This is a genomic window from Hungatella sp. SB206 (assembly GCF_051132295.1).
GTDB classification, from domain to species: domain Bacteria; phylum Bacillota; class Clostridia; order Lachnospirales; family Lachnospiraceae; genus Hungatella; species Hungatella effluvii.
In genome coordinates this window covers 4,411,969-4,438,182 of the sequence record NZ_CP096603.1, presented here as the reverse complement: position 1 = coordinate 4,438,182, position 26,214 = coordinate 4,411,969, and the positions used below count along the sequence as shown (strand labels likewise).

Annotated in this window: 29 protein-coding genes and 2 pseudogenes; all 31 read left to right on the top strand. The window is 43.5% G+C overall.

The features are described from left to right. The first annotated feature begins 3 nt into the window (after positions 1–3). On the top strand, positions 4–918 hold the full coding sequence (locus tag M1L66_RS19550; RefSeq protein WP_006567806.1) for a hypothetical protein: 915 nt from the start codon (positions 4–6) through the stop codon (positions 916–918). Positions 919–941: 23 nt separating this feature from the next. Beyond that, positions 942–1,358, top strand: a complete 417-nt coding sequence (locus M1L66_RS19545) for a hypothetical protein (RefSeq protein ID WP_006567805.1) — start codon at positions 942–944, stop codon at positions 1,356–1,358. Positions 1,359–1,388: 30 nt separating this feature from the next. Next, complete coding sequence (locus tag M1L66_RS19540; RefSeq protein ID WP_008724729.1) at positions 1,389–1,829, top strand: hypothetical protein; 441 nt, start codon at positions 1,389–1,391, stop codon at positions 1,827–1,829. A 112-nt stretch (positions 1,830–1,941) separates the two neighbouring features. After that, positions 1,942–2,265, top strand: a complete 324-nt coding sequence (locus M1L66_RS19535; protein WP_006567803.1) for a plasmid mobilization protein — start codon at positions 1,942–1,944, stop codon at positions 2,263–2,265. A gap of 2 nt (positions 2,266–2,267) precedes the next feature. Further along, a complete protein-coding gene (locus tag M1L66_RS19530; RefSeq protein WP_006567802.1) occupies positions 2,268–3,722 on the top strand; it encodes a relaxase/mobilization nuclease domain-containing protein in 1,455 nt (484 codons plus the stop codon). After that, positions 3,712–4,278 (top strand): hypothetical protein, encoded by a 567-nt coding sequence (locus tag M1L66_RS19525; protein ID WP_006567801.1) that lies wholly within the window; start codon positions 3,712–3,714, stop codon positions 4,276–4,278. The genes M1L66_RS19530 and M1L66_RS19525 overlap by 11 nt, the downstream gene beginning before the upstream one ends. 29 nt (positions 4,279–4,307) lie before the next feature. Continuing rightward, complete coding sequence (locus M1L66_RS19520; protein WP_006567800.1) at positions 4,308–4,715, top strand: hypothetical protein; 408 nt, start codon at positions 4,308–4,310, stop codon at positions 4,713–4,715. Between the two features lie 56 nt (positions 4,716–4,771). Then, positions 4,772–5,743 (top strand): hypothetical protein, encoded by a 972-nt coding sequence (locus M1L66_RS19515; RefSeq protein ID WP_008724737.1) that lies wholly within the window; start codon positions 4,772–4,774, stop codon positions 5,741–5,743. Continuing rightward, positions 5,736–6,185, top strand: coding sequence for a hypothetical protein (locus tag M1L66_RS19510; RefSeq protein ID WP_006567798.1), 450 nt, complete (start codon positions 5,736–5,738; stop codon positions 6,183–6,185). The genes M1L66_RS19515 and M1L66_RS19510 overlap by 8 nt, the downstream gene beginning before the upstream one ends. Continuing rightward, on the top strand, positions 6,182–7,396 hold the full coding sequence (locus M1L66_RS19505) for a PcfB family protein (RefSeq protein ID WP_006567797.1): 1,215 nt from the start codon (positions 6,182–6,184) through the stop codon (positions 7,394–7,396). Before M1L66_RS19510 ends, M1L66_RS19505 begins: the two co-directional genes overlap by 4 nt. Then, positions 7,396–8,631, top strand: a pseudogene (locus M1L66_RS19500) (VirD4-like conjugal transfer protein, CD1115 family); the annotation flags it as partial. The gene M1L66_RS19505 and the pseudogene M1L66_RS19500, both read left to right, overlap by 1 nt. A gap of 801 nt (positions 8,632–9,432) precedes the next feature. Further along, positions 9,433–9,853: pseudogene (locus M1L66_RS19495) on the top strand (type IV secretory system conjugative DNA transfer family protein); the annotation flags it as partial. A 619-nt stretch (positions 9,854–10,472) separates the two neighbouring features. Further along, positions 10,473–10,772 (top strand): hypothetical protein, encoded by a 300-nt coding sequence (locus M1L66_RS19490; protein WP_025531137.1) that lies wholly within the window; start codon positions 10,473–10,475, stop codon positions 10,770–10,772. A gap of 35 nt (positions 10,773–10,807) precedes the next feature. Continuing rightward, a complete protein-coding gene (locus M1L66_RS19485) occupies positions 10,808–11,476 on the top strand; it encodes a hypothetical protein (protein WP_006567793.1) in 669 nt (222 codons plus the stop codon). 101 nt (positions 11,477–11,577) lie between these two features. Next, positions 11,578–12,420, top strand: a complete 843-nt coding sequence (locus M1L66_RS19480; protein ID WP_006567792.1) for a hypothetical protein — start codon at positions 11,578–11,580, stop codon at positions 12,418–12,420. Between the two features lie 18 nt (positions 12,421–12,438). Next, complete coding sequence (locus M1L66_RS19475; RefSeq protein WP_006567791.1) at positions 12,439–13,407, top strand: DNA-methyltransferase; 969 nt, start codon at positions 12,439–12,441, stop codon at positions 13,405–13,407. Continuing rightward, positions 13,408–13,902: a PrgI family protein gene (locus tag M1L66_RS19470; protein ID WP_006567790.1), complete on the top strand. Its 495-nt coding sequence runs from the start codon at positions 13,408–13,410 to the stop codon at positions 13,900–13,902. A 111-nt stretch (positions 13,903–14,013) separates the two neighbouring features. Next, positions 14,014–16,410: a VirB4-like conjugal transfer ATPase, CD1110 family gene (locus tag M1L66_RS19465; RefSeq protein WP_006567789.1), complete on the top strand. Its 2,397-nt coding sequence runs from the start codon at positions 14,014–14,016 to the stop codon at positions 16,408–16,410. 17 nt (positions 16,411–16,427) lie between these two features. Continuing rightward, positions 16,428–16,853, top strand: a complete 426-nt coding sequence (locus M1L66_RS19460; RefSeq protein WP_024739152.1) for a DUF4313 domain-containing protein — start codon at positions 16,428–16,430, stop codon at positions 16,851–16,853. 19 nt (positions 16,854–16,872) lie between these two features. Next, the gene (locus tag M1L66_RS19455) at positions 16,873–17,655 is read left to right on the top strand and encodes a hypothetical protein (protein WP_024739151.1); all 783 of its coding nucleotides are present in this window, start codon (positions 16,873–16,875) and stop codon (positions 17,653–17,655) included. A gap of 12 nt (positions 17,656–17,667) precedes the next feature. Further along, positions 17,668–18,447 carry a DUF6674 family protein gene (locus tag M1L66_RS19450; RefSeq protein WP_006567786.1) on the top strand — a complete coding sequence of 260 codons (780 nt, stop codon included), beginning with the start codon at positions 17,668–17,670 and terminating at the stop codon, positions 18,445–18,447. 5 nt (positions 18,448–18,452) lie between these two features. Beyond that, positions 18,453–19,142, top strand: coding sequence for a hypothetical protein (locus tag M1L66_RS19445; protein WP_006567785.1), 690 nt, complete (start codon positions 18,453–18,455; stop codon positions 19,140–19,142). Continuing rightward, a complete protein-coding gene (locus tag M1L66_RS19440; protein WP_006567784.1) occupies positions 19,143–19,298 on the top strand; it encodes a hypothetical protein in 156 nt (51 codons plus the stop codon). After that, positions 19,255–20,124 (top strand): JAB domain-containing protein, encoded by an 870-nt coding sequence (locus M1L66_RS19435; RefSeq protein WP_024739150.1) that lies wholly within the window; start codon positions 19,255–19,257, stop codon positions 20,122–20,124. Before M1L66_RS19440 ends, M1L66_RS19435 begins: the two co-directional genes overlap by 44 nt. Before the next feature lie 81 nt (positions 20,125–20,205). After that, the gene (locus tag M1L66_RS19430; RefSeq protein ID WP_006567782.1) at positions 20,206–20,535 is read left to right on the top strand and encodes a nucleotidyltransferase domain-containing protein; all 330 of its coding nucleotides are present in this window, start codon (positions 20,206–20,208) and stop codon (positions 20,533–20,535) included. After that, positions 20,523–20,921 (top strand): HEPN domain-containing protein, encoded by a 399-nt coding sequence (locus M1L66_RS19425; RefSeq protein ID WP_006567781.1) that lies wholly within the window; start codon positions 20,523–20,525, stop codon positions 20,919–20,921. The genes M1L66_RS19430 and M1L66_RS19425 overlap by 13 nt, the downstream gene beginning before the upstream one ends. Positions 20,922–21,098: 177 nt before the next feature. Further along, positions 21,099–21,599 carry a hypothetical protein gene (locus M1L66_RS19420; RefSeq protein ID WP_233458274.1) on the top strand — a complete coding sequence of 167 codons (501 nt, stop codon included), beginning with the start codon at positions 21,099–21,101 and terminating at the stop codon, positions 21,597–21,599. 211 nt (positions 21,600–21,810) lie between these two features. Next, positions 21,811–23,805, top strand: coding sequence for an NlpC/P60 family protein (locus tag M1L66_RS19415; RefSeq protein ID WP_006567779.1), 1,995 nt, complete (start codon positions 21,811–21,813; stop codon positions 23,803–23,805). A 164-nt stretch (positions 23,806–23,969) separates the two neighbouring features. After that, positions 23,970–24,527, top strand: a complete 558-nt coding sequence (locus M1L66_RS19410; protein ID WP_233458273.1) for a DpnD/PcfM family protein — start codon at positions 23,970–23,972, stop codon at positions 24,525–24,527. Continuing rightward, positions 24,524–25,057: a hypothetical protein gene (locus M1L66_RS19405; protein WP_006567777.1), complete on the top strand. Its 534-nt coding sequence runs from the start codon at positions 24,524–24,526 to the stop codon at positions 25,055–25,057. Before M1L66_RS19410 ends, M1L66_RS19405 begins: the two co-directional genes overlap by 4 nt. 743 nt (positions 25,058–25,800) lie before the next feature. Then, on the top strand, positions 25,801–26,172 hold the full coding sequence (locus M1L66_RS19400; RefSeq protein ID WP_025483324.1) for a TnpV protein: 372 nt from the start codon (positions 25,801–25,803) through the stop codon (positions 26,170–26,172). Positions 26,173–26,214: the final 42 nt, after the last annotated feature.

Genomic DNA, 26,214 nt, shown 5'->3' with positions numbered 1-26,214 from the left:
AATATGGAAGCAAAACAGACAGAAACTGAGAGATTGATCTATGACAGTAAGGAGTATCTGAAACGAAACCACTTTGGAGAATACACCCTGCTGTATATCTTGAACAAGGACAGGGTGAAGGGCAGCCCATACCAATATGCAGCAGTTGCGAGTACCGATGAAGCCAGGTTATTTTTCAATGTGTACGCTAAGGAAGACCAGCCTGATATTTACCGGATTGGAATGTGCAGTACAGATGATGACCTGTTCTATGACTTGGAATTTGATGATTGTACGATAGCAGCCATGACAATAGAGGGCCATTATGATACATGGGAGGAACTGGCTGACACCCCATTGGAGGAAATTACATATTTAGGGGGACTGGAAACTTATCTGGAATATTGCAGGGAAAATAACATCACAAAGGAATCCATACAAAAAGCTGTTGGCTTGGAGGTGTGCGACATTATGGAGAGACTGGATAAAAATAAGAGTATTCCTTTACAGGGAATGGATGAGGAGTACCAGCAGCTACAGAAGGTTGTGGATACAATCCTAAATGGAACAGATGAGCGTGATTTGAGATTGGCGCAGGACATGCTGAATGGTATATGGTCTATTGATCAAAAGGAACCTATTTTAAAGCGCACGGATTTACAACAGGCTGCCTGCGATATCTGTATTTTAGTCCGGGATCATATGCCGGAGGTTTGGGCGGAAAAGCTGCAGTCTGGAGATACCGAAGTTGACCTGGCAAAAGAGACATACGGCAGGCTGGCAACATTATATGGAAGGAAGACCGAAGCGCAGTTTCTGCGAAATGCTGAGATGGGGGAACTTCCGGAGACGGCCCGTAAAAAAATAAGTGAGATTCTGGCGGTATTAAAAAAGTATGAAAACAAGGATAAGAAGCCGCTATCAGGACATAGCCGGTAGGATACCGGGCAAGGAGGCATTATTTGAAACAATTGAATACGGCCACGGAACTGCTGGCCTATCTCGATGACTTTTCTATACCATTTTCACTGAATGAGGAACATGCCCAGGTTCTGTTGGACTATATGGAGGGAAGTGCCTATGGGCTACACGTAGATGAAAAAGGGCAGCTCTATTGGGTGGATTTAGAGGGAGAACAAATAGAAGAAATCACCATGGACGAGGTTACATTCCTTGCCTGTGAATGGAACAATGAATTCATCTTAGATTCCAGACAGAGACTGGAAGAGAAAGCTGGAAGCAGTGAAGAGAGGGAAATCATAGACAGGATAAAACAGCTAAAAAAAGATGAGAGGCTGTTAGACGATATATATGAACAGACCTCCTTATGGAAACAGGTAAATCAAAAAGCGACACCGGCGAAGAAAAATTCCCGCTGATAGAATGAATTATGGAAAGAAGGGGATGATTTGGGACGAATTGAAACATCTGGAAAATTAATGGAATATCTTGACGAGTTTGATATACTTTTTCCACTTACCCGCGCGGAGGCTGAACAGGTAGTGGGGTATACAACTAAAAGTGGCTATACATTAGAAACAGACGGCCACGGACAATTGTATAAGGTGGACATGGAATCTGGTGATTCTTTGGAGACGGATATTGACCAGGTGATTGATGCTGCGTGTGAGCAGAACTACAAGATGATATCTGATACCAGGGACTATTTTAAGTTAAGCAGACACTCTGAATGGCAAATTCTTCATAAAACCCTGGAAGGATTGAAAGCGGACGAGAAAATACTAAATGCCGCTTTCCAGAGGACCTATTATCAAAAGGAGCTGCGTGGAAAGATACAGGAAATCCTGCCTCCCGTGGATATCACGGCTGGGCGGAGATCAGTAAGATGATAAGTAAAGTATCAAGAGGGAAGGAATATAGCTGATTGCTGTGGTTCCTTCCTTTTCTTTTGCTGTTTATTCGATGAAAGGATGTGAGTAGAGACTGAGAAGCGTAAAAAAGATGAACTGCCGGAAAGAAATTCGGCTGTCATGCGAGGAATTGGAGGAGCTGAACAGGAAGGCAAAAGAGAGAGGGCTATCCGATTCGCAGTATCTGAGGATGCTGATAACCAACCGCCCCAGAGATTATCCGGAACTTCTGGAAGCATTACAGAATCTCACGAATGAGATAAACCATATCGGGATAAACATCAACCAAATTGTCAAAAACAACAACAGCGGCTTATACCATGAATCCGATAAAAAACGTCTGTATGTTTATATGAAGCAGATCAAGGAGGCAGTCATGCAGGTAGTCAGCCATTTGGACATAGCGGGTAATTAAGTATGGCTATCAGTAAAATTCTGCATATGGGATGTGCAAAATCGGGATTTCAGGCAAAGCATCTCGCAAATACGATTAATTATATTACGAAGGACAGCAAAACTGAAAATGGGTTGTATGTTTCAGGCCATAACTGTCTGCCGGAGACTGCACTGAAACAAATGCTGAACACTAAGCGAAGGTACGATAAGATGGGGGGACGCCAGGGATACCATATCATTATCTCATTTGAAGAGGCGGCAGATACCGTTGATAAAGATGTTGCCATGAAGATTATAGGGAAATTTGTAGAGGAGTACCTTGGAAAAGAGTTTGAGGCAGTCTATGCGCTTCATGATGATACCGATCATATCCACGGCCATATTGCATTTAATAGTGTCCGCTGTATTGGAGAAGGGAAGAAATATGATTACCGAAATGGTGATTGGGACAAAATCATACAGCCGCTTGTCAACAAAATCTGTGAAGAGTACCATATGGCAACGCTGGACATGGATAAAGTACGTCAGAACAGAAAGAAAAAAAAGGAACGCATCTGGGACCAGGGTAAAGATGGTAAATTTAGTTGGAATGATATGATCCGCCGTGACATCGACCAGGTGGCGGCCGAGGCGGAAAACTGGGATGAGTTCCTTATTGGAGTGGAGGAACGGGGATATGAGATAAAACAGGGAGCGCATATTCTGTTAAAGCCGCCAGGTATGGATAAGGGACGCAGGCTGGATACCCTGGGCGGCGATTACACAGAAGAAAAATTACGGGAACGGCTAAGTATCCCCATATCTGCAAGAGAAAAGGAACTGCCGGAGCCAGTATTGGAACTGCCGCCCAGAGTCAAAAAAGTGACTGGTTATATTCCCAGAAGAAAGTCCCCATTGACTGGATACCAGAAGATGTATTTTACAAAGTTATACCGGCTGGGCGTCCTAAAAAAACAGCCTTATTCCGATGCTTGGAAATATAAAGAAGATATCCGGAAACTTCATGAGATACAGGAGAAATATAATTTCATTTCGGCTTATCAGATACATACAGACAAGGACTTGGAAAATATCAGGAAAGCATTGGCTGAACAGGCAAAATCGCTTAGGCAGGAGAAAAAGAACCAAAAAGAGAACCGTGAAGCCAATACAGAGATATTTGAGCTTTGGGAAAAGCTCCAGGAACTGAAGGTTGAGGTTTCTTTATATGAGGAGGGGTATCAGGAATTTAAGGGAGAATACCTGCAGGCAGAGCAGCTAAAAACGCAGTTGTTGGATATGGGGTACACGTTTGAATCAGCAGAGCGGTTGTACCTGAATTTCCAGGAGAAAAATCGCCGGCTCAATGAGGTTCTTGCGGAGGTAAGACGACAGCAGAGGATAGGGAAGAAAATCATGCAGGAGCAAAAGGAGAGAATGCAGAGCAGAGACAAGCAGAAAAGCAGGGAAAGAGGAGGAGAAAGTCGTGATCTATGAGCAGGATAAACTGGAAAAACTGGCTTCTGAAATAAAAAAATATCTTTTGGAATGTAAGCTGGGAGACGCATATATTGAGAGCTTCCGTGATTTAGTACCAGCAGGGGGGAAAATACCTGGGATTAGAGCGGTCTTAGACAATCATAGATTGAGGGACCATCTAACCTGCTTTTTGATGTACCGTTCTTCGCTCTTACCAGACCAGGACAGAAAGCAGGGCGTGAGTCTGGCAGATAAATTAGATGAGGTCGGAGCTGTCAGGAAAGCAGATAAGAAGGAAGAAATGGCGGAAGTGGCATGGGAACTGAACGAAGTGATGAAGGAAACAGACTTTATCCATTATCTTGATGCAGGATACATGAGAGCCGGGGACAACCAGTCCGATCCGGTAAGACGTATCTACAGGGATATTGGAGACCGGGAAAAGCGCCAGGACATCATAGACTATTTAGAGACTGTTTTGGAAAAAGTTCACAGTGAAAAAATTATGGCTCTTATTTCTTCTTTAGAGAATATAACGGATAAGGTTCCGGCCCGATCAGGAAAGGTACGGTAGGGGATTGCTTGATATATAGGAGGAATAATTTGAAGTATCAATTTTTCGACAATGATGGGAAAGTGACTGAATCAGAACAAAAAAGTTATACAGACGCACTAAAATTTGCAGAGGAGCGAGGCATTACATGCCTATCCATGCCATATAAGCTATTCATTGCGTCTTTTCGTGAAAAAATCAAATTGCTGGAAAGCCACACCCAGTATAGTAAGATTTCGGAATATGCAGAAAAAATGATTATCTTGAACCAGGGTGCAGGATATCAGGCCATAGCTGCGAATGATTTCATGAAAAAAATTATTGTAACACCGATTGACGATATTAGGGGATGGCTTGAGGAACATGGAAAAAGCGAGTTTGAACCAGTATCCCAGGATTGGCAGGAAGGTAAGGCGGAAAAACAGAAAAATAAAGCAAATTCCCCAAAAGTAAGATAAGAAATGAATCGAGAGGCAGCCGATTGGATTGTCTTTTTTTATTGCAGGAGGCAGATATGACAATAGAAGAACAGAAATATTTAGAAGAGTGCCGTAAAAAGCTGGGGGCGGACCAGATTGAAGTAATACAGATGGCTTTCCAATACGGGCTGGGCATTAAAGACGTGCGGCGGGTTGCAATCCCAAAGCTTAATGCGGAGCAGATGCGTCAGACCGTTTTTGCAATGCTTGAAGATGTAGACGGGGAACTGGTTGATTTGTGCTGTCAGGGCACATTTGACCAGTACCAGATACCGGAAATTGTTTCTGGTTCCGTCTCTGGGCTTACGAAGGAAGAAATCATGTCCTATGCGACACCGGATCTGCCGGCGAGCCGGATGAAAAAAATGAGGACACAATTGATTGAGGCCAAAAAGAATGCTGGTAATTCCGCAGAAGGCGCGGCGTTTAAGGAGTATACAGAAAACCTGATAAAAATGATGGAGACATCTCTGCAGCAGTTTAAAGAGAATAACGAGAAGTTTGAGGTGCTCTCAACACTGGTGAAAGAACACGTCCTGGACGAGAAAAACCAGGAGATTAAGGATTTATATGAGAACCTAAAAGATAAAGACAGTTTGATCAAAAAACTGCAGGAAGAAGCTGCGGTGCAGGAAACACAGATAAAGAAGCTGGAGGAGGAACTTACAGCGGCAAGAACACGGTCAAATGCCGAAGTGGTTGAGGGAAAGACAGAGAAGGTAACTGCACCTACCGTTCCTCCATCTTATTGGAGACCGCAGCCGCCGCAGACAAAAAAAACTATCCTTGAGAAGCTGTTCCCGCAGAAGACATCGGATATTCTGGATAAAATCGCTGCGGAAGGATTATCGTCAGAACAACTTGAAGAAGTCAGGTCTGCCTTTGATTCAGGATTGGCCGATGATGAAGTAAAGCGGATTATCAAAAAGGAATTGACTGCTGATAAAATGCGGAAAATGCGTGAGATTATGCTGCTGGTACGGGAAAGGAGACATACAGATGCGTGAGGCTGGTGTGGTGTCATTAAATATCAGAATGGTCCGGGAGTGCTACCAAATGATGGATTTAATGGAAAAGCAGGACTTTGTATTTACCCAGGAGGATAAAAGGATACTTTTAGGTTATGCGTTCCATCAGCAGGACTTAGACTGTGTGCATGATGCGGTCATTCATATCGCTGCGGTCAGGGAAAAGGAAAAATCCCAGGGGAACCTGGAGGCTGGGATTATAGAGCAGTATGCCATCCGGGGCGGGAGCGAACTGCAGGAGAGAATCAAAGAGTATATCATACAGTTAGAAGTGGCAAATATCAATCAGGAAATAGCAAATCAGTTACTTGTGAAAATCCTGCAGGATAAGAATGTGGACTATGAACTGGACCGGATGCTGGAGGAGCTGCGGAAACGCGAAGATGAAAAGAAAAAAGAGAATGAAGCAGTTAGGAGGTGAGTTCTATAGGAGAAATACAGGAAGCTACCCAAATCCTGCGGGTGTCATTTGAGGGAATTGAGATATTCATGAAAATTGTCGGAGGCGGGCTTCATACGGCTAAGGATATTGGAAAATTCATCGGCAGGTTGGTGGAGATGGAACGTTTATCCGGAAGGACAACCGTAAAAGACCTTCTTAAAACAGGAGGCGATTTGCAGGTTTTCCGTTTTGATACGACTGATATTAATAAGGTGAAAAAGCTGGCTGATAAATATAAAATCCGCTATGCACTCCTTCCAGATATCAATAAAGCGGATGGTAAAAGTGAAATCCTTTTTCATTCTGATGCCACACCTAGAGTGAATCAAATCATGGGGGACATCGAGGGGAGCAAGATTGAATCAATCCAGGATTATCTGGATAACGGGGAGGAGAAGGAACTGAAAGAGACTTACGGGATAGACAAGAAGGATATGTCGGACCCAAACAAGCAGAGCGCCCCTAAAGAACAGTCCATCTCTCCATGGGGATTTAAGGCAGTTGGGACATATCTGGCACAGACACCAGGGGCGGGTGTTGGGGAAATCAGTAATGCCATAGATATGCCATGGGCGGAAGTAGAGCCTGTACTGAAATATATGGAAAGCCTGGGAATCCTGGAGATCAATGACGATGGCAGCATGGCCTTTAAAATGGACAAACAGGAGTTTGCTGCGTATGAGAAACAGGGAAAATGGCAGCATGCGGAGGACATGGAGCCTATTGTGCGGGGGATGGAGCAGCCGCATAAGGCAGAGGCTGCACAGAAGCAGATGTCTGAGATGAATAGCCGCCAGAGGAAGGTACTGCAGCATGCAAAGGAAGCTGTCAGAGACGATCCAAATATCCATCAGATTTTTATTGCCAGGAGCCTTGCGGTGGAAGAGACTGAAAAGAGAATTCTCACACGGATTCCGTTCAAAAAGAATGAGTACCTGTGGATAGATAAAAATTCCATATCCCATATCAGTGAGGAGAAGAGGACCATATTTACAAATCTTCAGAAGGATAAGGAATACAGTGTGGTGAATAACGAGGGGCAGGTGATTGGAAAACGCACCGGTGAAGAGCTATACAGCCAGAGTTATGATCCGGTCTTAAAGGAAACCAGAGACATGCTGCACAAGAAAAAAGAAGAAAACCGGAAACTGCAGATGGCAGGCCAACTGAAAAAGCGGGGAGGAAGGTAATGGAAAATAAGAAAAAAACTTCTGTCTGGCTGATTGTACTTGGTGGTGTGCTGGCGGCATATGGCGGGTATCTTCTTAATGGCATCTGGGAACAGGGGATTGATATCAATACCTTTATGGAGCGTCTTAACATGGTTATGGCCCGCCCATTTGGAAATTACTTTAATGATACAACTTTTAAGGGGATATTACTTGCAGAATTCGTATATATGATTGCGATTGCCATGTATCTGACCAGCAGGAAAAACTATATGCCGGGAAAAGAATATGGTACAGCCAAATTTGCAGATATCAAACAGGTGAATCAGGTGTTAGCCGAGAAGGACGAGACAGAGAACCGCATACTAAGCCAAAATGTCCGTATGAGGATGGATTCGCGTAAAACGAAGCTGAACTTGAATACTTTGGTCATCGGGGGAAGTGGAGCGGGAAAGAGTTTCTTCTTTTGTAAGCCTAATTTATTACAGCTTAACCGTTCTTCTTATATAATCACTGATCCGAAAGGGGAAATTTTAAAAGCCTGCGGGGGATTCTTACAGAAACACGGTTATGTTGTCAAAGTCCTGAATCTGCTGAACATGGAAGAGTCTGACTGCTATAATCCATTTATGTATATCCGGAAGGAATCAGATGTCGTAAAATTAATTACAAACCTGATCGCCAATACAACCCCGAAAAACTCCCAGAGCAGCGATCCCTTCTGGGAGAAAGCAGAGTCGCTATACCTGCAGGCGCTGTTCTACTATGTTTGGCTGGAATGCCCCAAAAGTGAACAGAACTTTTCCACGGTACTGAAATTACTGGGAGAAGCAGAGGTACGTGATGATGGCTCGCCATCGGACTTAGACCGCAGGATTAAGCGCCTGGAGCGTAAAAAGGGAAGCAATCATCCAGCAGTCAAACAGTATTATAAAGTAATCAGAGGAGCGGCTGATACGGTCCGGAGTATTGTAATCAGTGCAAATTCCAGACTGGCTTTTTTGGAAAATCCACAAATCCTCCGTATCCTGGACCATGATGATATCAATATCCCGGAGATAGGGGTGGGAAGAAATGGTGACGGAAAGACAAAAACAGCTCTTTTTTGTGTGATTCCGGATTCCGATAAATCGAACAACAGCATTGTAGGGCTGCTTTACAGCCAGATATTCCAGGAACTGTACTTCCAGGCTGACTTTATTTACGAAGGAAGATTACCAATCCATGTGACCTTTATGCTTGATGAGTTTGCTAATGGTGTGACACGTTCTGCGTCCAAAACGGTAGAAATAACCGACAAAACCGCAGCCTGAAGCCATGAATGGCTTTGGAGAACTGCATAACTGAAATCTCAAATGATGGGGTAACGCCCGGAAGGGGATTCACTGATACTCCGAGTAGCGTCAGCCAGATACAGTGGCTGGGGTTATAAGCGCGGGAAAGTCGTGCGAAGCACACCCTAACGCTGAAAGGCGAGGAAAGATTCATAGAGGTATGAGTTGTGTGTGACAGTGCGGGTGGGGCTGCCATATGGCTAGAATGACCCAAAGGAGGTCTGACAAAGTTCCGAATGTACGGCTCTAAACAAATAGCCTGTAGAAATGCAGGTGTACCAGGGGTACGCAGGCGGGGCAAAGTAAAATTTGTTAGTATGAAATGCCTTCTGTGCTTATAGGGCATAGGTATCTTGAGGATTTTCCTTGAAGATAATGCTTGCAGGGCTAAAGGAGCGGCCTAAGTGGTAGCAATCCTAAGTTATGTGGAACGTGGAAAGCAGCCAATACGGGAGCTGACTGTATCAGCGACAAAGTATCGTAGTTGCAGCGAAAAGGAAGGGGGAGAAAAACTTCTATAATAAGTGCATTAGTGGTTGTGAGAGTAGAGGCACAGTACCAGGGAAACCGTGATAATAAGCGGTGGAGGGATAGCCTCAAGCCGATACTAAGAGATTATGTTCTTAGTCGGGGGAGCGCCGTGTGATGGGAAACTATCATGCACGGTGCGGGGCAGGGGAAAAACCCGAGGCGGCAGTGCCAGAGGTTTACCTATTGCCATTTGCATTACCGGATGATTATTGCAGTTTACTTAGTACCATGAGGTCACGAGAAATTTCATCGATCATTATTATACAGAACCTTGCGCAGATTAAAGCATTGTTTGAAAAGACATGGGAGGTCATCCCGGGGAACTGTGACACTTTGGTCTACCTTGGCGGGAATGAACAGAGTACACACGATTATATTTCTAAGATGCTCGGGAAGGCTACGGTAGATAAGCGGAGTTCTGGTGAAACAAGAGGAAAAAATGGCAGCAGCAGCCGGAACTTTGATGTGCTGGGAAGGGAACTACTGACACCGGATGAGGCCAGAAAGCTGGATAATAAAAAGTGCCTGATCTTTATCCGGGGATTTGACCCGATTGTAGATTCAAAATACAATACCCCGGCGCATCCTCTTTTCAAGGAGACGTTTGATGGAGGCGCACCACCATATCATCATACACCAATCCGTGAGAAAAGTACAGTGCCAGCCTGCGAATTGCTGAACCGGCAGTCTTTTGAATATTATGAACGCCAGAGGGACCAGGGGCTGAATGTTCAGATAGATGAAATAACACTGGACGAATTGCTGTCATTGCAGGAACCTGATATGCCGGCAAAGATATTTTCAGAAGATGAACTGAAAAAGAACCGCAAAATAACTGAAATCGAGAATATAGAAAAGCAGGATTTGGGACAGATTACAGAAGAGCAGTTTAATGAAATGCTAATAAATAATGATTATACATTAGAGCAGTTAGAAGAAATACGTCTTGGATTGGTAGGAGGTCTTTCCTACCAGGATATATTGACTTACTTTAAATCAGATAAAAGTGCCGGACAAATGCGTGAAATACGCGAACAACTGACCGGCCATCAAGAATCTTAATTTTCCCTATATTTCTTATGCCTAAGATGGCAGATATATGGGAATCTGTTGCAAAAAATAGAGGGCGCACGCAGCAGGTTCTTTTATACCTGCTATTTTTGCGCCCTTTTTTAAAGAAAAGGAGATTTTAAGTGAAGAATTTGACTGAAAAAAAGAAAAAAGCAAAAAAAATGATTAACAGAATCAGCAGTATAACCGCTGGGGCAGCCATGGCAACCATGTTATATACAACAAATGTATATGCGTCTGGCGCGGAAGTGGTGACGGCACCTTTGAATAATCTGAAGAATCTCGTAATTGCCATCATAGGTGCCGTTGGCGTGATTATCCTTGCAAAAAACGTAATGGAGTTTGCCCAGTCTTACCAGCAGCAGGATTCGAGTTCCATGAATTCTGCGATAAAGGGCATCGTTGCCGGCTTGATTATGGCGGGGATTAGTACAGTCCTCACGTTCCTGGGTATCAGTTGATTGTGCTGTTTTAATGAAAACGTGGAGGGAACACTATGCTGGAGTTAAGGCGCGTAGTTTTTTTTGTTGATATAGGAGACAATTTACTTGAAAAGGCAAAAGCCAGTCAGGAATGTAGAGAAGAGTGTAAAAATTTATTCATAAGCCTGGGATTCCAGGTGGATACCGATTACAGAGAAAAAAACCCAAATTTCTATACTCAATTAGGATATCATGCAAACGAGTTTTATGTTGCAAAGGGAGAGGAACATTTGCGGATAAGGGATTTGGAGATATCGGGTAATATATATCCTGACTCACTGGCTGATATAGCGAAAAAATTGCGGAACGGTAAAACCTTTCACTATAAAGGGGCCATTGATTTGCAAGCAGCCTATATTCTTACTGAACTTGAAGCGAAAGATTATTATGAGAAAAACCTGGAAGCATACGAGGAAAAGGTAATCGAAGCCATGAAATTAAATCACGAAAAGTGTGAAAAAACATGGTTATACAATCCTATGGCTGAATTTAAGGAGGATATTCTTATCTGTGTTGGTTATGATGCCATTAGTTTTTTTCATTTGAAAACGGCTGAAGTTATCAATGATATGTTGGATAAAGGATTAATTAAATCGGACAATTCACTGCTCGCACCGGGGTATGCACTTCCGGAGTTTTACACGGAGACGGGTAAATATAAGCTGCCGCATCTAAGGAGGTAGTGATGCAAACAAATTTCAAGGCTTTTGTTCTTTCAAAAGAATTATTTTAAATGATACTCTAGTAATCATAATATCCAAATACGGAAATGAGGTGATGGTAAATGGATATTTTTAATTTGGGCGAGGCAATCCTTTCGCTTCTTGAGGTCGTGTTCGGCTTTTGGAACGGGCAGGTGAACATGGTGTTTGAACTGCTGGGGCAGTCCCCGACTTCTTTCAAAGGAGGCGGCCCATGGGGAGTTATAACCGGGATTGAACCGATTTTCGTTGCTGTTGGTTCAAGCCTGGTTGTTTTATTTTTTGTGATTGGTTTTTGTTCGGAAAGTGTAGATGTGCGGGAAGAGATGCGGTTTGAAGTGATTCTCCGTATGTTGATCAGGATTGGAATCGCGCAGTGGCTGGTGGTATACAACGTCGATATTATGAAAGCCATATTTACAAGTGTTGGGAATCTTGTCGGACTGATTGGAGGGAGTGAAGCCACACAGGTTACGATAGACCCGGCGCAGGCAGATATTATCAAGAATCTGGGATTTGTGGAAAGCCTTGTATTTTTAATCCTGGCGGTATTTTTAAGCCTGATTATTTTGATCTGCGGATTTTTCCTTATTTATAATGTTTATTTCCGATTTTTAAAAATACTTGTAATCGTACCGTTTGGCAGTATCGCTTATGCAACGGTTGCAGGAAATCGGGGAGTGAGTGCCACAAGCGTACAGTTTACGAAGTATTTCATAAGCGTAGTTTTTGAGGCGGTGACTATGGCTTTGGCGATTATTCTTTGCAATACGTTTATCAGTTCAGGATTACCACAATTTACAGGAGACTATGCAGATTGGACAAAGACTTTGATCTATCTGGGAGAAATGACATTCACGGTTGCCCTGACTGTGGGAAGTGTAAAGGGCGCCCAGAGCCTGACAAGCAAGGCCCTGGGGCTGTAAGTAAAGGAGGCTTTGGGTGTGGAAACAGCGGCGCAGGATAAAAGCATACAAATGACGCTATTTGAGTATTTCGCAGACGTGGAGCAATTTTCCCTGAAAGATGCAAAGGAATGTGTATACCAGTATGCGGAAAAGGATGTAAAGGAACCCAGCATCCGGGCGCGTATCTACGAAGGGATTAATAAAGGTCTTTTTAAACGGGTTGCCAAAGGCGTCTATACGGTTACGAAGAAAAATGCAGAGAATGAGGATATTACCTGCATGCTCATACAGGGAAATGGACGTGATCTGAGTTTCCTTGAGGATAACAGCATTGACGCAATTATCACTGACCACCCATATCTGCTGAAAAAAAGTTTAAAAGGGGGAAACCGGGACTTTGCCTCCTATGATTTGTTCCAGTACACACAGCAGGATTTGGACGAAAAATTCCGTGTTCTAAAGAAGGGGCACTTCCTCGTGGAGTTTCTGCCGGAGGAAAACGGTGATAATTACGAATATCTTTACCAGGTGAAGGCCATGGCGAAGGAAAGCGGCTTTGAATATTACGCGAAGGTGGCATGGCGGAAGGGTACAATCGTTGCCAATACGGGGCGGAAGGCAAAAAATACTGAGGATATCCTGCTCTTTTCAAAAGGACGTGCGCGTGATATGCGACCGGACGCAAAGAAGGACAAGGCAGAACCGGAGATGAAACACTATATGTCCGGAGCGAAAGGGATGCTTCCTACGGCTTTTGACATTCAGCCAATCTCAAAAGCTGATAGGGTTCATCAATCGGAGAAGCCGGTGGAACTGCTAAAACAGATACTGGAATTTGTTACAGATAAAAAAGAACTGGTATTGGACCAATATGCTGGTTCCTTTGCCCTTGCGGAAGCTGCCCTTGAATCAGAACGGGATTCCATCTCAATTGAGATTAGTCAGGAATATTTTGAAGAGGGGAAAAAGAGGATTGAAAATGTAAAGAAAGGTAAGGTGAGATAAATGGATATCGAAATCAGCAGGGATTTACAGCACTATAAGGAGAGCTTCCTGATGGGGCTGACCGTGAAGCAATTTACATTCAGCGTCCTGTCCCTGGGGGCGGGAGCGGGAATTGTACTCGGTTTATACGATAAAATCGGCATGACATTAGCGTGCTATCTGGCAACGCCTGTTGTGGTGCCGATTGCACTCACAGGATTTTATAATCACAATGGGCTTAGTTTCTGGCAGACGGTGGGGAGAATGGTCCAGATGTCTTTTTTCAATAAGCCCTGTTTATACCAGTCCACGGAAAATGTGGATTGGATAAAGGACGCCTATGGAGAAGAGCAGAAAATTGCTACACAGCAGCAGAAAAAAGAAAAAAAAGGACTGTCTGACGGACAGGAGGATTTTAACATGGTAAAGAAAAAAGCAAAGCGCATGATCCTACTGACAGTGGGGGCTTTAGTTGTGGCAGTGGCAGGGATACTTGCCTTTAGGCTCATGAAATAAAAGATATGAAATAATCCCACATATGTGGGAAGTAGTTTAGCGACCAGCAGGTTACGGGATTCGCTAAACTACTTCCCGTAGCCTGCCTTGGATTAAAGGAGGTTTACGGAAGTGGGAATTTTTACAGATCGTTTCATACAGTTAAAAAAAGCGGACAAACCATTGTTTGCAGCCCCGAAGAGTGTTCAGCAGCAGATTGAGATTCTGAGGATTGCAAAGGATGGTATTTTTGAGAATACAAAGAACCGGTACAGCAGGGTATACCGTTTTGCTGACATAAATTATGTCACGGTGTCGGAGGGAGACCAGTATGAAATCTTAAAGCAGTATTGCAAGCTGGTTAATGCGATTGATGTTGCTTTTAAGATTACAATATACAACAAAAACAGGAACATGAGCCAGTTCAGGCAGAATGTCCTGATACCAGATAAAGATGATGGCTATGACCATCTTCGGGACGTTTACAATGATATCGTAGAGGAACGGATTGTAGCGGGAAAACAGGGGATTGAACAGGAACGCTTTCTTACGGTTACTGTGGAACGGAAAGATTATGAACAGGCAAAAGCATTTTTTAATACCTTTGAAGGAGGGATGCAGCAAGAATTCCATGCGATAGGCTCAAAGTTGGAGCCGCTTGACGCGGCGGAACGGCTCCGGGTTCTGTATAATTTTTATCGCATTGGTGACGAAGAAACATTTTCTTTTGATTTTGATGCGTATGTAAAAAGTAAAACAGATTACAAAAATGATATCTGCGGTTCCATGATTAAGTATTCCCCGAATGACTTTGAAACAGACCGGAAAATCTGCAGGGCTGTATTCATCAGAAGGTATCCGACAAGCCTGCCGGACACTTTCATTAATGAAATTACCAATGTTCCTGTACACAGTATCACCTCTATAGATATTGTGCCTGTGCCAAAGGACCTGACAACAAGAACATTGCAGAAAAAATATCTGGGTGTGGAGTCAGATATTTTACGCCAGCAGCGTGTCCGTAATAAAAACAATGACTTTGCAAGTGACATCAGTTATGGAAAGAAAGTGGAAAAGAAAACCCTGGAAGCGTTGATGGACGATGTACGGGAGAATGACCAGAACCTGTTCTTTGCAGGTGTAAATATGGTACTGATTGCGGATACCAGGGAAGAACTTAACAGTATTACAGAGACAATCCAGACGATAGGAAACAAATATCTCTGTAATATGGAGGTACATCATCTCCAACAGCGAGAGGCATTAAATACTGCTCTGCCCGTAGGGGTGCGACAAGTCGAAACCATGCGCACCATGCTTACACGGGATATCGCGGCTTTAATGCCTTTTAATGTGCAGGAGATTTATGAACCCACGGGCTTATGTTATGGAACGAACAGGATTTCTAAAAACCTGTGCGTGGCAGACCGGAAAAAACTGACCAATGGAAACGCTATGGTATTTGGCGTACCCGGCAGTGGAAAATCCTTTTTCTGTAAGTCCGAGATGTTGGGGGTATATTTGCAGACAGGTGATGATATCATCGTCATCGATCCGACACTGGAGTATTTTGATATTGCCCAGAACTTAGGGGGTGTATGCATCAACCTGTCAAATTACACCCAGAATTATATAAATCCGCTCTGGCTTGATGTGAATGAATTGGACCTTGCCGACAGTAAAGGACTGATCCGAGATAAGGGCGAATTTATGCTTGGTCTGTGTGAGCAGGCGATGTCGGAAATGCTAAACAGCCGGCATAAATCCATCATTGACCGTTGTATCCGTAAGCTGTATCTGGATATTGCCATGAGCAAGGAAAAATATGTGCCGGTTATGTCGGATTTTTATGACCTGCTGATGAAGCAGCCAGAGGAGGAAGCCAGGGATATTGCCTTGGGGCTTGAGCTGTTTGTAAGCGGTTCCTTGAATATTTTCAACCATCAAACCAATTTAGACGTAGACAACCGGTTCATTGTTTATGGAATCCGTGATCTTGGAAAAGAGCTGAGTGCGATTGCGATGCTGGTCATGCTGGAAAATGTCCGGGCACGGATTGCCAGAAATGCAGAAAAAGGAAGAGCTACATGGCTATACATAGATGAGTGCCATGTGTTGCTGGGAACCGGGGAACATTCTGGACGCAGTGAATATTCGGGAAAATTTCTCTATTCCCTGTGGAAAAAAGTAAGGAAACAAGGCGGCTTGTGTACCGCCATCACCCAGAATATTTCTGATATGCTCCAGAATTACACAGCCGTAACCATGCTGGCGAACTCTGAATTTATTGCTTTGTTAAAACAGGCAAATGTGGACAGCCAGGAGCTTTCACGGGTAGCGGGGATTCCGGAAGCACAGTTGAAATACGTGAACGGCTGTAATTCCGGTATGGGAATCCTGAAACACGGTGAAGTCATTATTCCTTTTGATGCCAGGGTAAAGAAGAATAATATCATATATGATTTGTTCAATACAAATCTTCATGAAAAAAACAAACAGGGAATAAAGACGGATGACCAGTATTCATAATTATGAGAGGTAAGGAAATGGAAGAAGAGAAAAAAACATTGGGTTATGATTGGGAATTTGGGCATGAGGAGCTGATGCTTGAAGTTGATGCCTATCGTTATGACAACAGACTGTATATCGGTCTTACCCATATGGAGGAGGGATATGAGGAATCTTTTGCTGATCTGACCATCAATCTGGCTCATATGCCTGTCGAAAGAAATGAGGCATACATTGACGCCTTTGCCAGTAAAAGCAAACTGGACTTTATTAAAAAGCACAAACTTGGAAAGGTGCTTCCGGAAATGGGTTATTCGGGCATGGAAAGTTATTATAAGGTGGCGTTTGACCTTAAACGCCTGGAGGAATTTGACAGGGCAGGAGTAGAGAGATACTGCTCCATCAATGGAATGGCAAAACCAGAGCAGACAAAGGCAAATAAAAAACCACCAAAGACGAGGTAGAAAGATTGGAGGAACATCGTTGAATAGAGATATCTTTGTGTTAGTAGTAAAGCATCTGCTGGAACTGCAAACAGACGGGGAACTTAGGACCTGGGTGAAATGGGCGGAGGACTGTGTTGCCATGGGGCAGTATGCTGGTTTTAGGGAACTGCCGCAAAATAAAGCGGTAGAGAAGTGGTTGGATTCCTATTATCATGTTTTTTCTGCTATTCAGTCTGAGTTTAGCAAGGAAACGGCGATTAAGGTCCTGAATTTATCACAAGAGAAATTGTGCTTGTATCCATATGAGATGCGGGCAGCGGCACGGGTCCTTAAGGCTGGAGGGACAGGAAAGGATATTTTACAGATGATTGTCGAAGGAACATTGGAAGATCCAGAACCCGTTGTGCCAGAACATTGCGAGAAGGGAAAGATAGAAGAAGCGGATACATGGTCCTGCAATACAGAAACATTGGACTGTATCCTGCGGAGTGTGCGGACCTGGCAGGAGAATCCGGAAATCCCTCTTTTGTATAAGCGTGGGGATTCACTGGCAGAACAGCTTTTCAACGCCTGTTTGGAGCTGTTACAGTATGAATTTGAGATAACATCAATTCCAAAATCCGATTATGATTTGATATCCGAACATGCTTTTTTCCTCGTAAACTCTTACCAGGTCCTTGAACCGGAAGATATTGACCTGGATGCAATCTTTGAGTGTTTTAACGATGCAAAAATAAATGAACGTATGATTGAAGCAGAGAATCGGGATAAAAAGGAAAAGGTAAGCAGTATTTCAGGAAAATCAGAAAAAAAGAGATAACAGGAGGCAGCTATGATGGAGGTATCGTTGAATGTTCCCTTGGGGGAACAGCCGCATTTAAAAGAAATGTTTGCCATGATGGAGGAAAACCGCATGGACGCGCAGGCGCAGAACCTGGAGGATTTTTTACAGTATTTTAACCAGATGGAAAAGTATTTTGAGGATATGCAGGACGAACTGCTGTATCTGCGCGGGCAGTTAGACGAATTAAATGATAAAACCCTGAAAGCTAAAATAGACAATTTTGTGAAGGCGTCCGGAGATAGAGTGCACGCAGCGAAAGTATGGCTGGGAGCTTTAAGAAATGAGGTATCGGAAGGCATTAAACAGGCAGTGGGGCATGTAAAGAGGCATGTAAAGTATTATGGAGAACAGGCACTATACACGTTTATTGATAAATCAAAAGCAGGCAGGGCGCTGTCGGTAATTCATGAGCATCTGGAACAATCTGCCAAAAACCTGGAAGATGGAGCACGGACCATGGGGGATATTGGGATGGAACTTAGCGCAGCGAAGGGACACCGGAAAAATGCTAAAAATCTTCTTATGGGGAAAGATGCAGCGGATGTTTTTGAGTATGACTACGATAAGGGTATTGTGGCAAAGATCAGGCAAGCCATAGAATTTTGTGGGAAAATTGTGAAAAGTATGGCGGGGCACACAGAAAATATGCAGAAATCATTGGACGGTTTTACGCAGAGGGCTTTGGATAACAGAGCCGGACGGGATAGTAAAGTTCCTGACAGTATGGAAGAAAAGATGAAATTGGCTGGACATGGGAAAGGAAGATAAACATCATGCCTGAAATGAAAGTAAACGGGGTACAAAAGTTATTCCCTCCAATAGAGTGTAGGGTTTTGAAGACAGGAAACAGAAGCAGATGGATATCTGTTAATCTGGATGATTTGAAACATGATCGTTTTGAGGAAGTCAAAGCCAGTGTAGTTGCAACGGTTGAACTTGCAGACCCGGATTTTGACAGATTGTGTTACCGCGGCCTTAATTCGCACGACTATCCCTTCGTAAGCCAGGTATATGGTAGGAAACGAAAAATACTGAAGAATGAGGCTGGAAGGGATGAATTTGAAGTGATACGCATAGAAAATGAAAAGATGGACTGGCTGTACATGGCAGTCAGACAGTATGGCAGTATTCCACTTTTCTCTAAGCAGCTTCTTAATATGGAAACTTTACGGGATTGGGAACAAAAGTTTGATGCTATGGAGAAATTTGTGAGTGACAACAAAATAGGGTACTTAGAGGATAAACTTTACTTTGATCCGGATATACCACCCAGTAGAGCAGATTTAATATTGTCGGCCGTGCGCGATGGGCGCGATTGGGGAGATTCCTTCGAGGGCAGTTTGAGTCTGTATTCTGCTGTGTCTCGCCATATTCACTCTTCCATAGATGAAGCGGCAGAAAAGTATCTGGACAAAATATACGGTAGCACACAGATACAAACACATAAGGAGGCAAAAAGATAGATGGATAGCCAGGATAACAATAATGTGGAAATACTGACACAGAGCGAACTTACTATGCGTATAAACTGTATTGAAGATGGTGAGTTACTGGTGATAGATAGGAGGGGTGCGGATGAAGGCAAATGGGCTGAAAATGGTAAGTATTCGTCTGGTTGATGATCCACCCATATACAGTGAGGATAAAATCCAAAATCCGAATGATGCAGTCCAACTCTTATTAAAGGAATTCGATTCTGTTGACAGGGAATTATTTTTCGTCCTTAACCTGAAGACCAATGGGCAGGTGATCAACGTAAATATAGCCAGCATGGGGACACTAAATAGCTGCATACTCTCCCCGAGGGAAATCTTTAAAGCCAGTATCCTTTCCAATGCGGCCAGTGTTATATTAATGCATAATCACCCATCAGGGGACTGCACACCTTCCAAACAGGACGTTTTAATGACTAAAAGGCTTGTGGCTTGTGGAGAACTGATTGGTATCACTGTGTTAGACCACGTTATATTAGGAAAGGAAACCTATTTAAGTATGAAGGAGGCGAATATGATGCCCGATGGGAAGAAAATATATAATGAAATAGCTGCAGAAAACGGAGTAGAGTATGGAAAGAAGCCGATTCCCACAATATCATTTTACGTGGCGGAATGTATGGAGTTTCCCTCGTTGGGGAAAGTGTATCAGTGCAGGAGCCTGGAACAAGCTGTGAAACGATACAGGAATCTCCCGGAAGAAATGGCGTGCATGGGGAATGGGATTGGATTCACAATCAAGGACGATGATTCTATCTATTCCGGTGAGTTTGATCTGGTGTCAGCAAACCGGCTGGATGTGGATATTATCAACTCTATCCCATATTATCGTGACAGCCCATTGGTACAGAAAGCAATTGAGGATATCAAACGACTGATGCCGGAAGTGAAGATTATTGAACCGGTACAGCACGGGGTACAAAATCCAAAGGAGCGAAAGCAGGCCAGATAACAGGCTTTCATATATGCATTGAATAAAAGCAAAAAATACGGTACAATATCCATATAAAAGATAAGACAGGAGGGAATCGGCGTGGATAAGAATAAGGAAATGTTTGACAGGCTGGTAAAGGGCCTGCGTGATATTTACGGTGATAAATTGGTAAGTATTTTACTATATGGTTCATTTGCCCGTAAAACCAATACAAAGGAATCGGATATTGATATAGCAGTTCTACTGAACGGAAAAGAAACAAAAGAGATGCATGACCGTATGGTGGACCTGGCGGTGGATATGGATTTGGAATATGATCAGGTCTTTTCCATTCTGTATATTGACTATAAAAACTTTTTGGAGTGGGAGGATACTTTACCATTCTATAAGAACGTGAAGGAAGAAGGGGTGGTACTGTGGGCAGCTTAGAGACATTAGCAAAGTACCGTTACCAGCGTGCGTTAGAGGATTTAGCTGCGGCAAAAGAAATGTTGTCAGGCGGTATGTATAAACCATCGCTGAACCGTTCCTACTATTCTATTTTTCATGCCATGCGTGCCATTACAGCACTGGAAGGATTTGATTCCAGTAAACATAGCGGCGTGATTGCGTATTTTAACCAAAATTTCGTGAAAACTGGGATTTTTGCGAAGGAGACTTCTAAAATAATCAAAAATGCCTCTATCATGCGTGAACAATCGGATTACTCGGATTTTTTCATTGCCTCAAGGCAAGACGCAGAGGAGCAGATTGAAAAGGCAAAGGAGTTTATCGGTGAGATTGAAAGATATTTAAAGGATAAAAATGTTCTATAGGAGATAAAATACAGGCGCACCAGTACGTTGTGGCTGTCTGGAAAACGGTCTGTGGATAAATAAAAATTGAAGAATGTATTACAAGAAAAAGTGGTTGCTTCTAGTGGCCACTTTTTTTATTGGAAAAACGGCTGCGAAAATTTGCAGCCGTTTTTTGCAGAAAGGTGGGTTGAGAATATGAGATTTGGATTCAGTATTGGATTTCAATTGTATGAGTGGGAGGTTGAAATCGAAATACCGAGAGAATACCGATTCCGTTCCGAAAGGGAAGCGCGGACAGCCTGCAGGGAAATGAATGTGGAGGCTATTGTGTTTCCAAATCAGATCGCCGTCCTGTTTGAACGGGATTATATGATGCTGGAAGACAGGGAGTTATACAATTTTCGGAAACTCAAGGATGAAGTATATGAGAAGTGTGGAACTTTACTTACTCCGGAGGAAGTTAGTGAACTGATTGAGAAAGGAACTTTAGAAGAAGTAGTCCTTTTCAGTGATAAGTATATGCCTGACGGAACGGAATACATGGAACTGGATGTGTCGGCAGAGGAAGCATACAAAATGTTGAAAGAAAAGTATGATCCACATTATCAGCTTCCTTTTGGTTTCTGCAGTCCTGCAATAAAGGGTGTAAAAGGATTCCACTTTGAAAGCCTCTATTATCAGGTGAAAAAGATATGAGCAATAGCTGAAGGGAGGAATACGAATCATTGACAACCGATTTAAAAGTAAAAAAGAAGCACAGATAAAGCTGAAGGCAGACGCAGAAGTAAAATTACAAACGCATAATTACCTGGGAACTGAAAAAAGTTCTGCATCGGGACTTCTTGGAAAAAAGATTGTTTCCGGGGGTATAGATGAAAAAGCCTCATTATCGGATAAAAAGATCCACATGAAGTCCACGGAGATTCATCCTGTATCAGAGCCGAAGGAACAAGAAGATAAGAAAAGTGCGGTTCTTGCAGCGAATTCTGTATCAGGGTTTAGAAAGCAGCCAGGAAAGAAAGAGAGTTCCCTGGATTATAAAAATACAGACAGGAAACCCAGACAAGAGAAAAAGAAGTCAGGTCAGGAATCACGCCAGGAATCAAGGGAAGAAACTTATCCCAGATATTTGGCTGGAAGTGAGAAGAACGCAGATTTTGAAGATGATGGAGTGCGGAAGAGTAAGGAGAAACCAAAAGAGAACTTTGTCCGGGAAAAGCAGAAGCAAAAAGCCAGCAAAGATCCTAAGTTTCACTTAGACAATGTTTCCGGGCCGGATATTAAACGGAAAGATTATGATTTTGGATTTAAAGATACCGTGACCCTCACACGAACGGAGCGAGGGTCTGAAGCAGTGGACCAGAAGTCTGAGGACAGATTTCAAAGTCAACAAATGCCGGGAGAGGACCGGGATACATTAAAGACCAGAAAAAAAGATGAGAAGATATCCTCAAAGAATGAAGTAAGACGAGGAAGGGTAAAAAAGGAACAGGAAAATACCCGGATGAAAAAAGCTATCCGGAGGCGCATGTATGCTTTCATGGTGAACAAGCTAAGCGGTGAGGAACAAAAGGACAGTTTTGCAAAAGCCGCAAAAGATATCGCCGTCATGAGGGCTGGATTGGTTGTCAAACAGCTTGTTTTGTATCTTCTGGGGCTGTTGGGGCCGTTATTGGGAGGGCTGGTTACGATTGCCTTGCCCTTTGTCCTGATTATTGTAATCCTGTATAACACCCCTTTGGCTCTCTTTCTACCACCATTACAGGAAGGGGATACGGTACAAAGCGTATTATCGGAGTATTACCGGGAATTTAACGAGGAAGTAAGGGCGGCGGAAGAAGACAGTGATGAGGATGTAACCTACAAAAATATGCAGAGTGGCGTGGCTCGTAGCAATTTTACCGATGTGATGATGGTATATATGGTGCGTTATGGAACCGGGCAGGGAAATTTCTCAACCGTCATGAGTGATAAGAATAAAAAGCACTTAAAGGAGATTTTTGATGAAATGAACCACTTTGCATCTGAGACAGTGACAGATACGATCCGGGCCGGTGAAAGCCTTGGAATCATGACATTCAGTGGTTATTGCAACTGTTCTATCTGCTGTGGCCAATGGTCGGGAGGTCCTACGGCAAGCGGCGTCATGCCGAAAGCAGACCACACCCTGGCCGTTGATGCTTATAATCCCACGCTTCCTATGGGGACACATATCATAGCAGGCGGAAAGGAATATGTGGTGGAGGATACCGGAGATTTTGACCGTTATGGTGTAGACTTTGATATGTATTTTGGAGACCATGGGACAGCCCAGAATTTTGGACATCAGGATATGGAGGTATTTTTGGCTGATTCCAATGGCAGCAACACGGTGGAAGTAACACACACCTCATTATATGTGTACAACCTTACCTATGAAGATTATATTGAACTTGGCAAACTGACACCCAGTCAGGAGAAGTTGCTGCGTGAGGTCATGAGTGACGAATTCCTGCACAGTATGCCTGCAAGCGGCATTGGCGAGCAGGTGGCACTTGCGGCGTTAGATAAGGTTGGCTGCCAGTATAGCCAGGATTTGCGGTATGAGGAAGGATATTATGACTGCAGTTCTCTGGTACAGAGGTTATATGCAGAATTTGGTATAAACCTTCCATCCGTTGCATCAACACAGGGACAGTATATTGTAGACAATGGTCTACAGGTTAGTGAAAATGAACTACGGCCAGGAGATTTGATCTTCCATTCCCGTGATACAAATGCGGGGGAATTTATGTCTATTGGGCATGTGGCGATTTATGTAGGAAATGGGATGCAGGTGGACGCACGAGGGACAGCATATGGCGTGGTTTACCGGCCATTGGTTCCGTCTAACATCGGTTTGTATGGAAGGCCATGTCGGTAGCATCAGCATACAAATTTGCTTTGAAGTTCTAATCGTAATGTAATTTAAAGGTAATGAAACTGAGGAGGGATAAACATGCTGTAAATGAAAAGAAGAAATCAATAAGAAATGAAGAAAAAATTGAGGGCAGTCGGCAAGACTGCCTTTTTGAAAGGAGAATGCCAATGTCTGACTATATGGAGGACAATTTTTATTATCTTGAAAAGGTCAGGATGAAAGGGGAATACCATGTAATACTGTATAAAGCCTGGATGGGGCTGTGGGAGGCACGGGAGGCGTTTCTGGACGGTCTGCAGGAAGGTATGATAAACAGGCAGCTAGTCTTGGGAGTAGAAAAGGATGGAGAGAAAATCCCATTTTTCCAGTGTGATGATGGTAAATTCTATATACCAGAAATAAAATCCAGAGATATGCTAGGGAAGCCTGCAGATACATTACTGGAAGAATTGAGTGGGCGTTTTGGGATAGAAGAATGTGGGGAGAAGCAAGTTGTTTATATAAGCGATACCAAAGAACAGGATTATGATATCCGCATAACCGAAACATTAAGTAAAATAGTGACGGTCAGGGCACAGAGCATGGAATCATCCTTATCAGAGGCACATGACAATTATTCGGACGCAAAAAGTGGTTATGTATTGGATTACAGCGACCTGCGGGGTGTAACCTTGTCAATGGTGGGTATCCATCGGGAAAAGCCGCGGAATATGGGTGGGAGATGAGTAGGGAAACATTAAAAGAAAGACTGGAAGACTCTTTTTGCCGCTGGGACAAGGAACTATTAAGTGGAGGCAGTGATCCTTATTATACTGACGGGCAAAATATGAACCTGTTAAGAAACCATATCATTAGCGCGAAGTATGATATGAAGGAGGCAGGGGAATTTCCAGAAATTTACCACCGAAAGACACCGGAGAAGCTGCCGGAACATTTTATGGTACAGGCGGAAAAGATTTATTGGGCAGCCGTTGGTATCTTCCGTCAATGTAGGGACGATGTGGACTATCAGTATTTATGCGGACTGGAACTAAGTCCTAAAATGGATAATGGGCTTGAAATCAGAAATGCATTAAGAAATGTAAGGGAATTGGAGGATGCAATCAGGAACCAGGATTTTGTCATTATGAGAAGGCACCGTGAGATACCTGATTTTAAAAAATACAGACAGATTATTGAAAGCAGCCCAGAGAAAATAGAACCCAAAATGGAACAGATGAGTTTATTTACTATGGCAGACCGGGAAAGAAGGTGAACCTATGGATCAGCACACCATGAAGGTATCAGATTTGTATGATATTGCAATTTTTGATATCTCGCGTGACGGTGAACAGTGGAGAAAATATCTGGAGTTTTCTGCCAGGGGGAATTTATATCGTTTTGACTTTTTGAATACATGTATCATTTACGAACAATACCCGGAGGCAGAAATCCTCCTGGGATTTTCAGACTGGAAGAAAGCAAAGCGTTATGTCAGGGGCGGTGAGATTGGAATCGCAACATTTCCCATTGAGATGCTGGGAGGTGCGCAGTATGTCTATGATATCAAAAGCACCGGCGGAAGGGTTATGCCTTGGATATGGGAAATCAATGAAGAAAATGCTCCTGCTTTTGCAAAGAGGCTATTTCCAGAACAATATCAGGAAGAAAATAATTTCAGGATAGCAATAAAAAACTTTACGAGAACATATGTACGTGCTATAATGGAAGAGGAAAACGACAGGATTCATGAAATAGCAGTTCTTACCAGCAAGGATGAATTGGACGATAAACAAATGTCACCAGTTGAAGAATTCATCCTGCAGAGCACCGCATACTTGGTATTAAGGCGATGCGGGATTGATACTTTTGATACAGGACTGTCTGCAATAACAAACTACCAGGAAGAGGTGATACTATCCAAAATAGGTATCCTCATATCGGATATTGCAGAGAGGACGTTGCGGAGATTTGCAGAGATTGCGAAAGAGATCCGGGAAGATGAAAGGAGAAATCAAGATGGTAGAACTGAATTACAGGAAAGAAAAGGACGGGCTGCTGTACCCGATGCTGGAGACAGGGAGCCAACAGGCGGAAGGGCTGGAGACGCTGGGCAGATACGCGAAGCTGGCACAGGAATACCTGCTGGAGAAGGAGGAAAGCCGGTACAGCCTGTTGCTGCGGACGGGCAAACTGCCGGAGCTGCTGAAACAGATAGAGGCGGAAGCGTGGGAGCTGCACGACCAGATCGTGGAGGACTACGTGAGGATAAAAGCGGTGGAGAGGAACATCAATCCGGCGGATACGATGGAGATGACCAGACTTCGAAACGAAGCAGCGATGATAGCTCAGGAAACCGTGATGCAGGAAGTAATCTGCAAGCCGAGGTAATAGATACTGATATAGAGGAAGGAACTGCTGTTGCGGTTCCTT

Bases quoted from the DNA above. Each gene is read 5' to 3' on its own strand.
- M1L66_RS19415 (WP_006567779.1), top strand. From the start codon at position 21,811: ATGAAGTCCACGGAGATTCATCCTGTATCAGAGCCGAAGGAACAAGAA.
- M1L66_RS19460 (WP_024739152.1), top strand. From the start codon at position 16,428: ATGGAAGAAGAGAAAAAAACATTGGGTTATGATTGGGAATTTGGGCAT.
- M1L66_RS19420 (WP_233458274.1), top strand. From the start codon at position 21,099: ATGAGATTTGGATTCAGTATTGGATTTCAATTGTATGAGTGGGAGGTT.
- M1L66_RS19530 (WP_006567802.1), top strand. From the start codon at position 2,268: ATGGCTATCAGTAAAATTCTGCATATGGGATGTGCAAAATCGGGATTT.
- M1L66_RS19550 (WP_006567806.1), top strand. From the start codon at position 4: ATGGAAGCAAAACAGACAGAAACTGAGAGATTGATCTATGACAGTAAG.
- M1L66_RS19440 (WP_006567784.1), top strand. From the start codon at position 19,143: ATGGATAGCCAGGATAACAATAATGTGGAAATACTGACACAGAGCGAA.
- M1L66_RS19470 (WP_006567790.1), top strand. From the start codon at position 13,408: ATGGATATCGAAATCAGCAGGGATTTACAGCACTATAAGGAGAGCTTC.
- M1L66_RS19410 (WP_233458273.1), top strand. From the start codon at position 23,970: ATGTCTGACTATATGGAGGACAATTTTTATTATCTTGAAAAGGTCAGG.
- M1L66_RS19535 (WP_006567803.1), top strand. From the start codon at position 1,942: ATGAACTGCCGGAAAGAAATTCGGCTGTCATGCGAGGAATTGGAGGAG.
- M1L66_RS19480 (WP_006567792.1), top strand. From the start codon at position 11,578: ATGGATATTTTTAATTTGGGCGAGGCAATCCTTTCGCTTCTTGAGGTC.
- M1L66_RS19510 (WP_006567798.1), top strand. From the start codon at position 5,736: ATGCGTGAGGCTGGTGTGGTGTCATTAAATATCAGAATGGTCCGGGAG.
- M1L66_RS19515 (WP_008724737.1), top strand. From the start codon at position 4,772: ATGACAATAGAAGAACAGAAATATTTAGAAGAGTGCCGTAAAAAGCTG.
- M1L66_RS19490 (WP_025531137.1), top strand. From the start codon at position 10,473: ATGATTAACAGAATCAGCAGTATAACCGCTGGGGCAGCCATGGCAACC.
- M1L66_RS19450 (WP_006567786.1), top strand. From the start codon at position 17,668: ATGATGGAGGTATCGTTGAATGTTCCCTTGGGGGAACAGCCGCATTTA.
- M1L66_RS19435 (WP_024739150.1), top strand. From the start codon at position 19,255: ATGAAGGCAAATGGGCTGAAAATGGTAAGTATTCGTCTGGTTGATGAT.
- M1L66_RS19405 (WP_006567777.1), top strand. From the start codon at position 24,524: ATGAGTAGGGAAACATTAAAAGAAAGACTGGAAGACTCTTTTTGCCGC.
- M1L66_RS19485 (WP_006567793.1), top strand. From the start codon at position 10,808: ATGCTGGAGTTAAGGCGCGTAGTTTTTTTTGTTGATATAGGAGACAAT.
- M1L66_RS19400 (WP_025483324.1), top strand. From the start codon at position 25,801: ATGGTAGAACTGAATTACAGGAAAGAAAAGGACGGGCTGCTGTACCCG.
- M1L66_RS19445 (WP_006567785.1), top strand. From the start codon at position 18,453: ATGCCTGAAATGAAAGTAAACGGGGTACAAAAGTTATTCCCTCCAATA.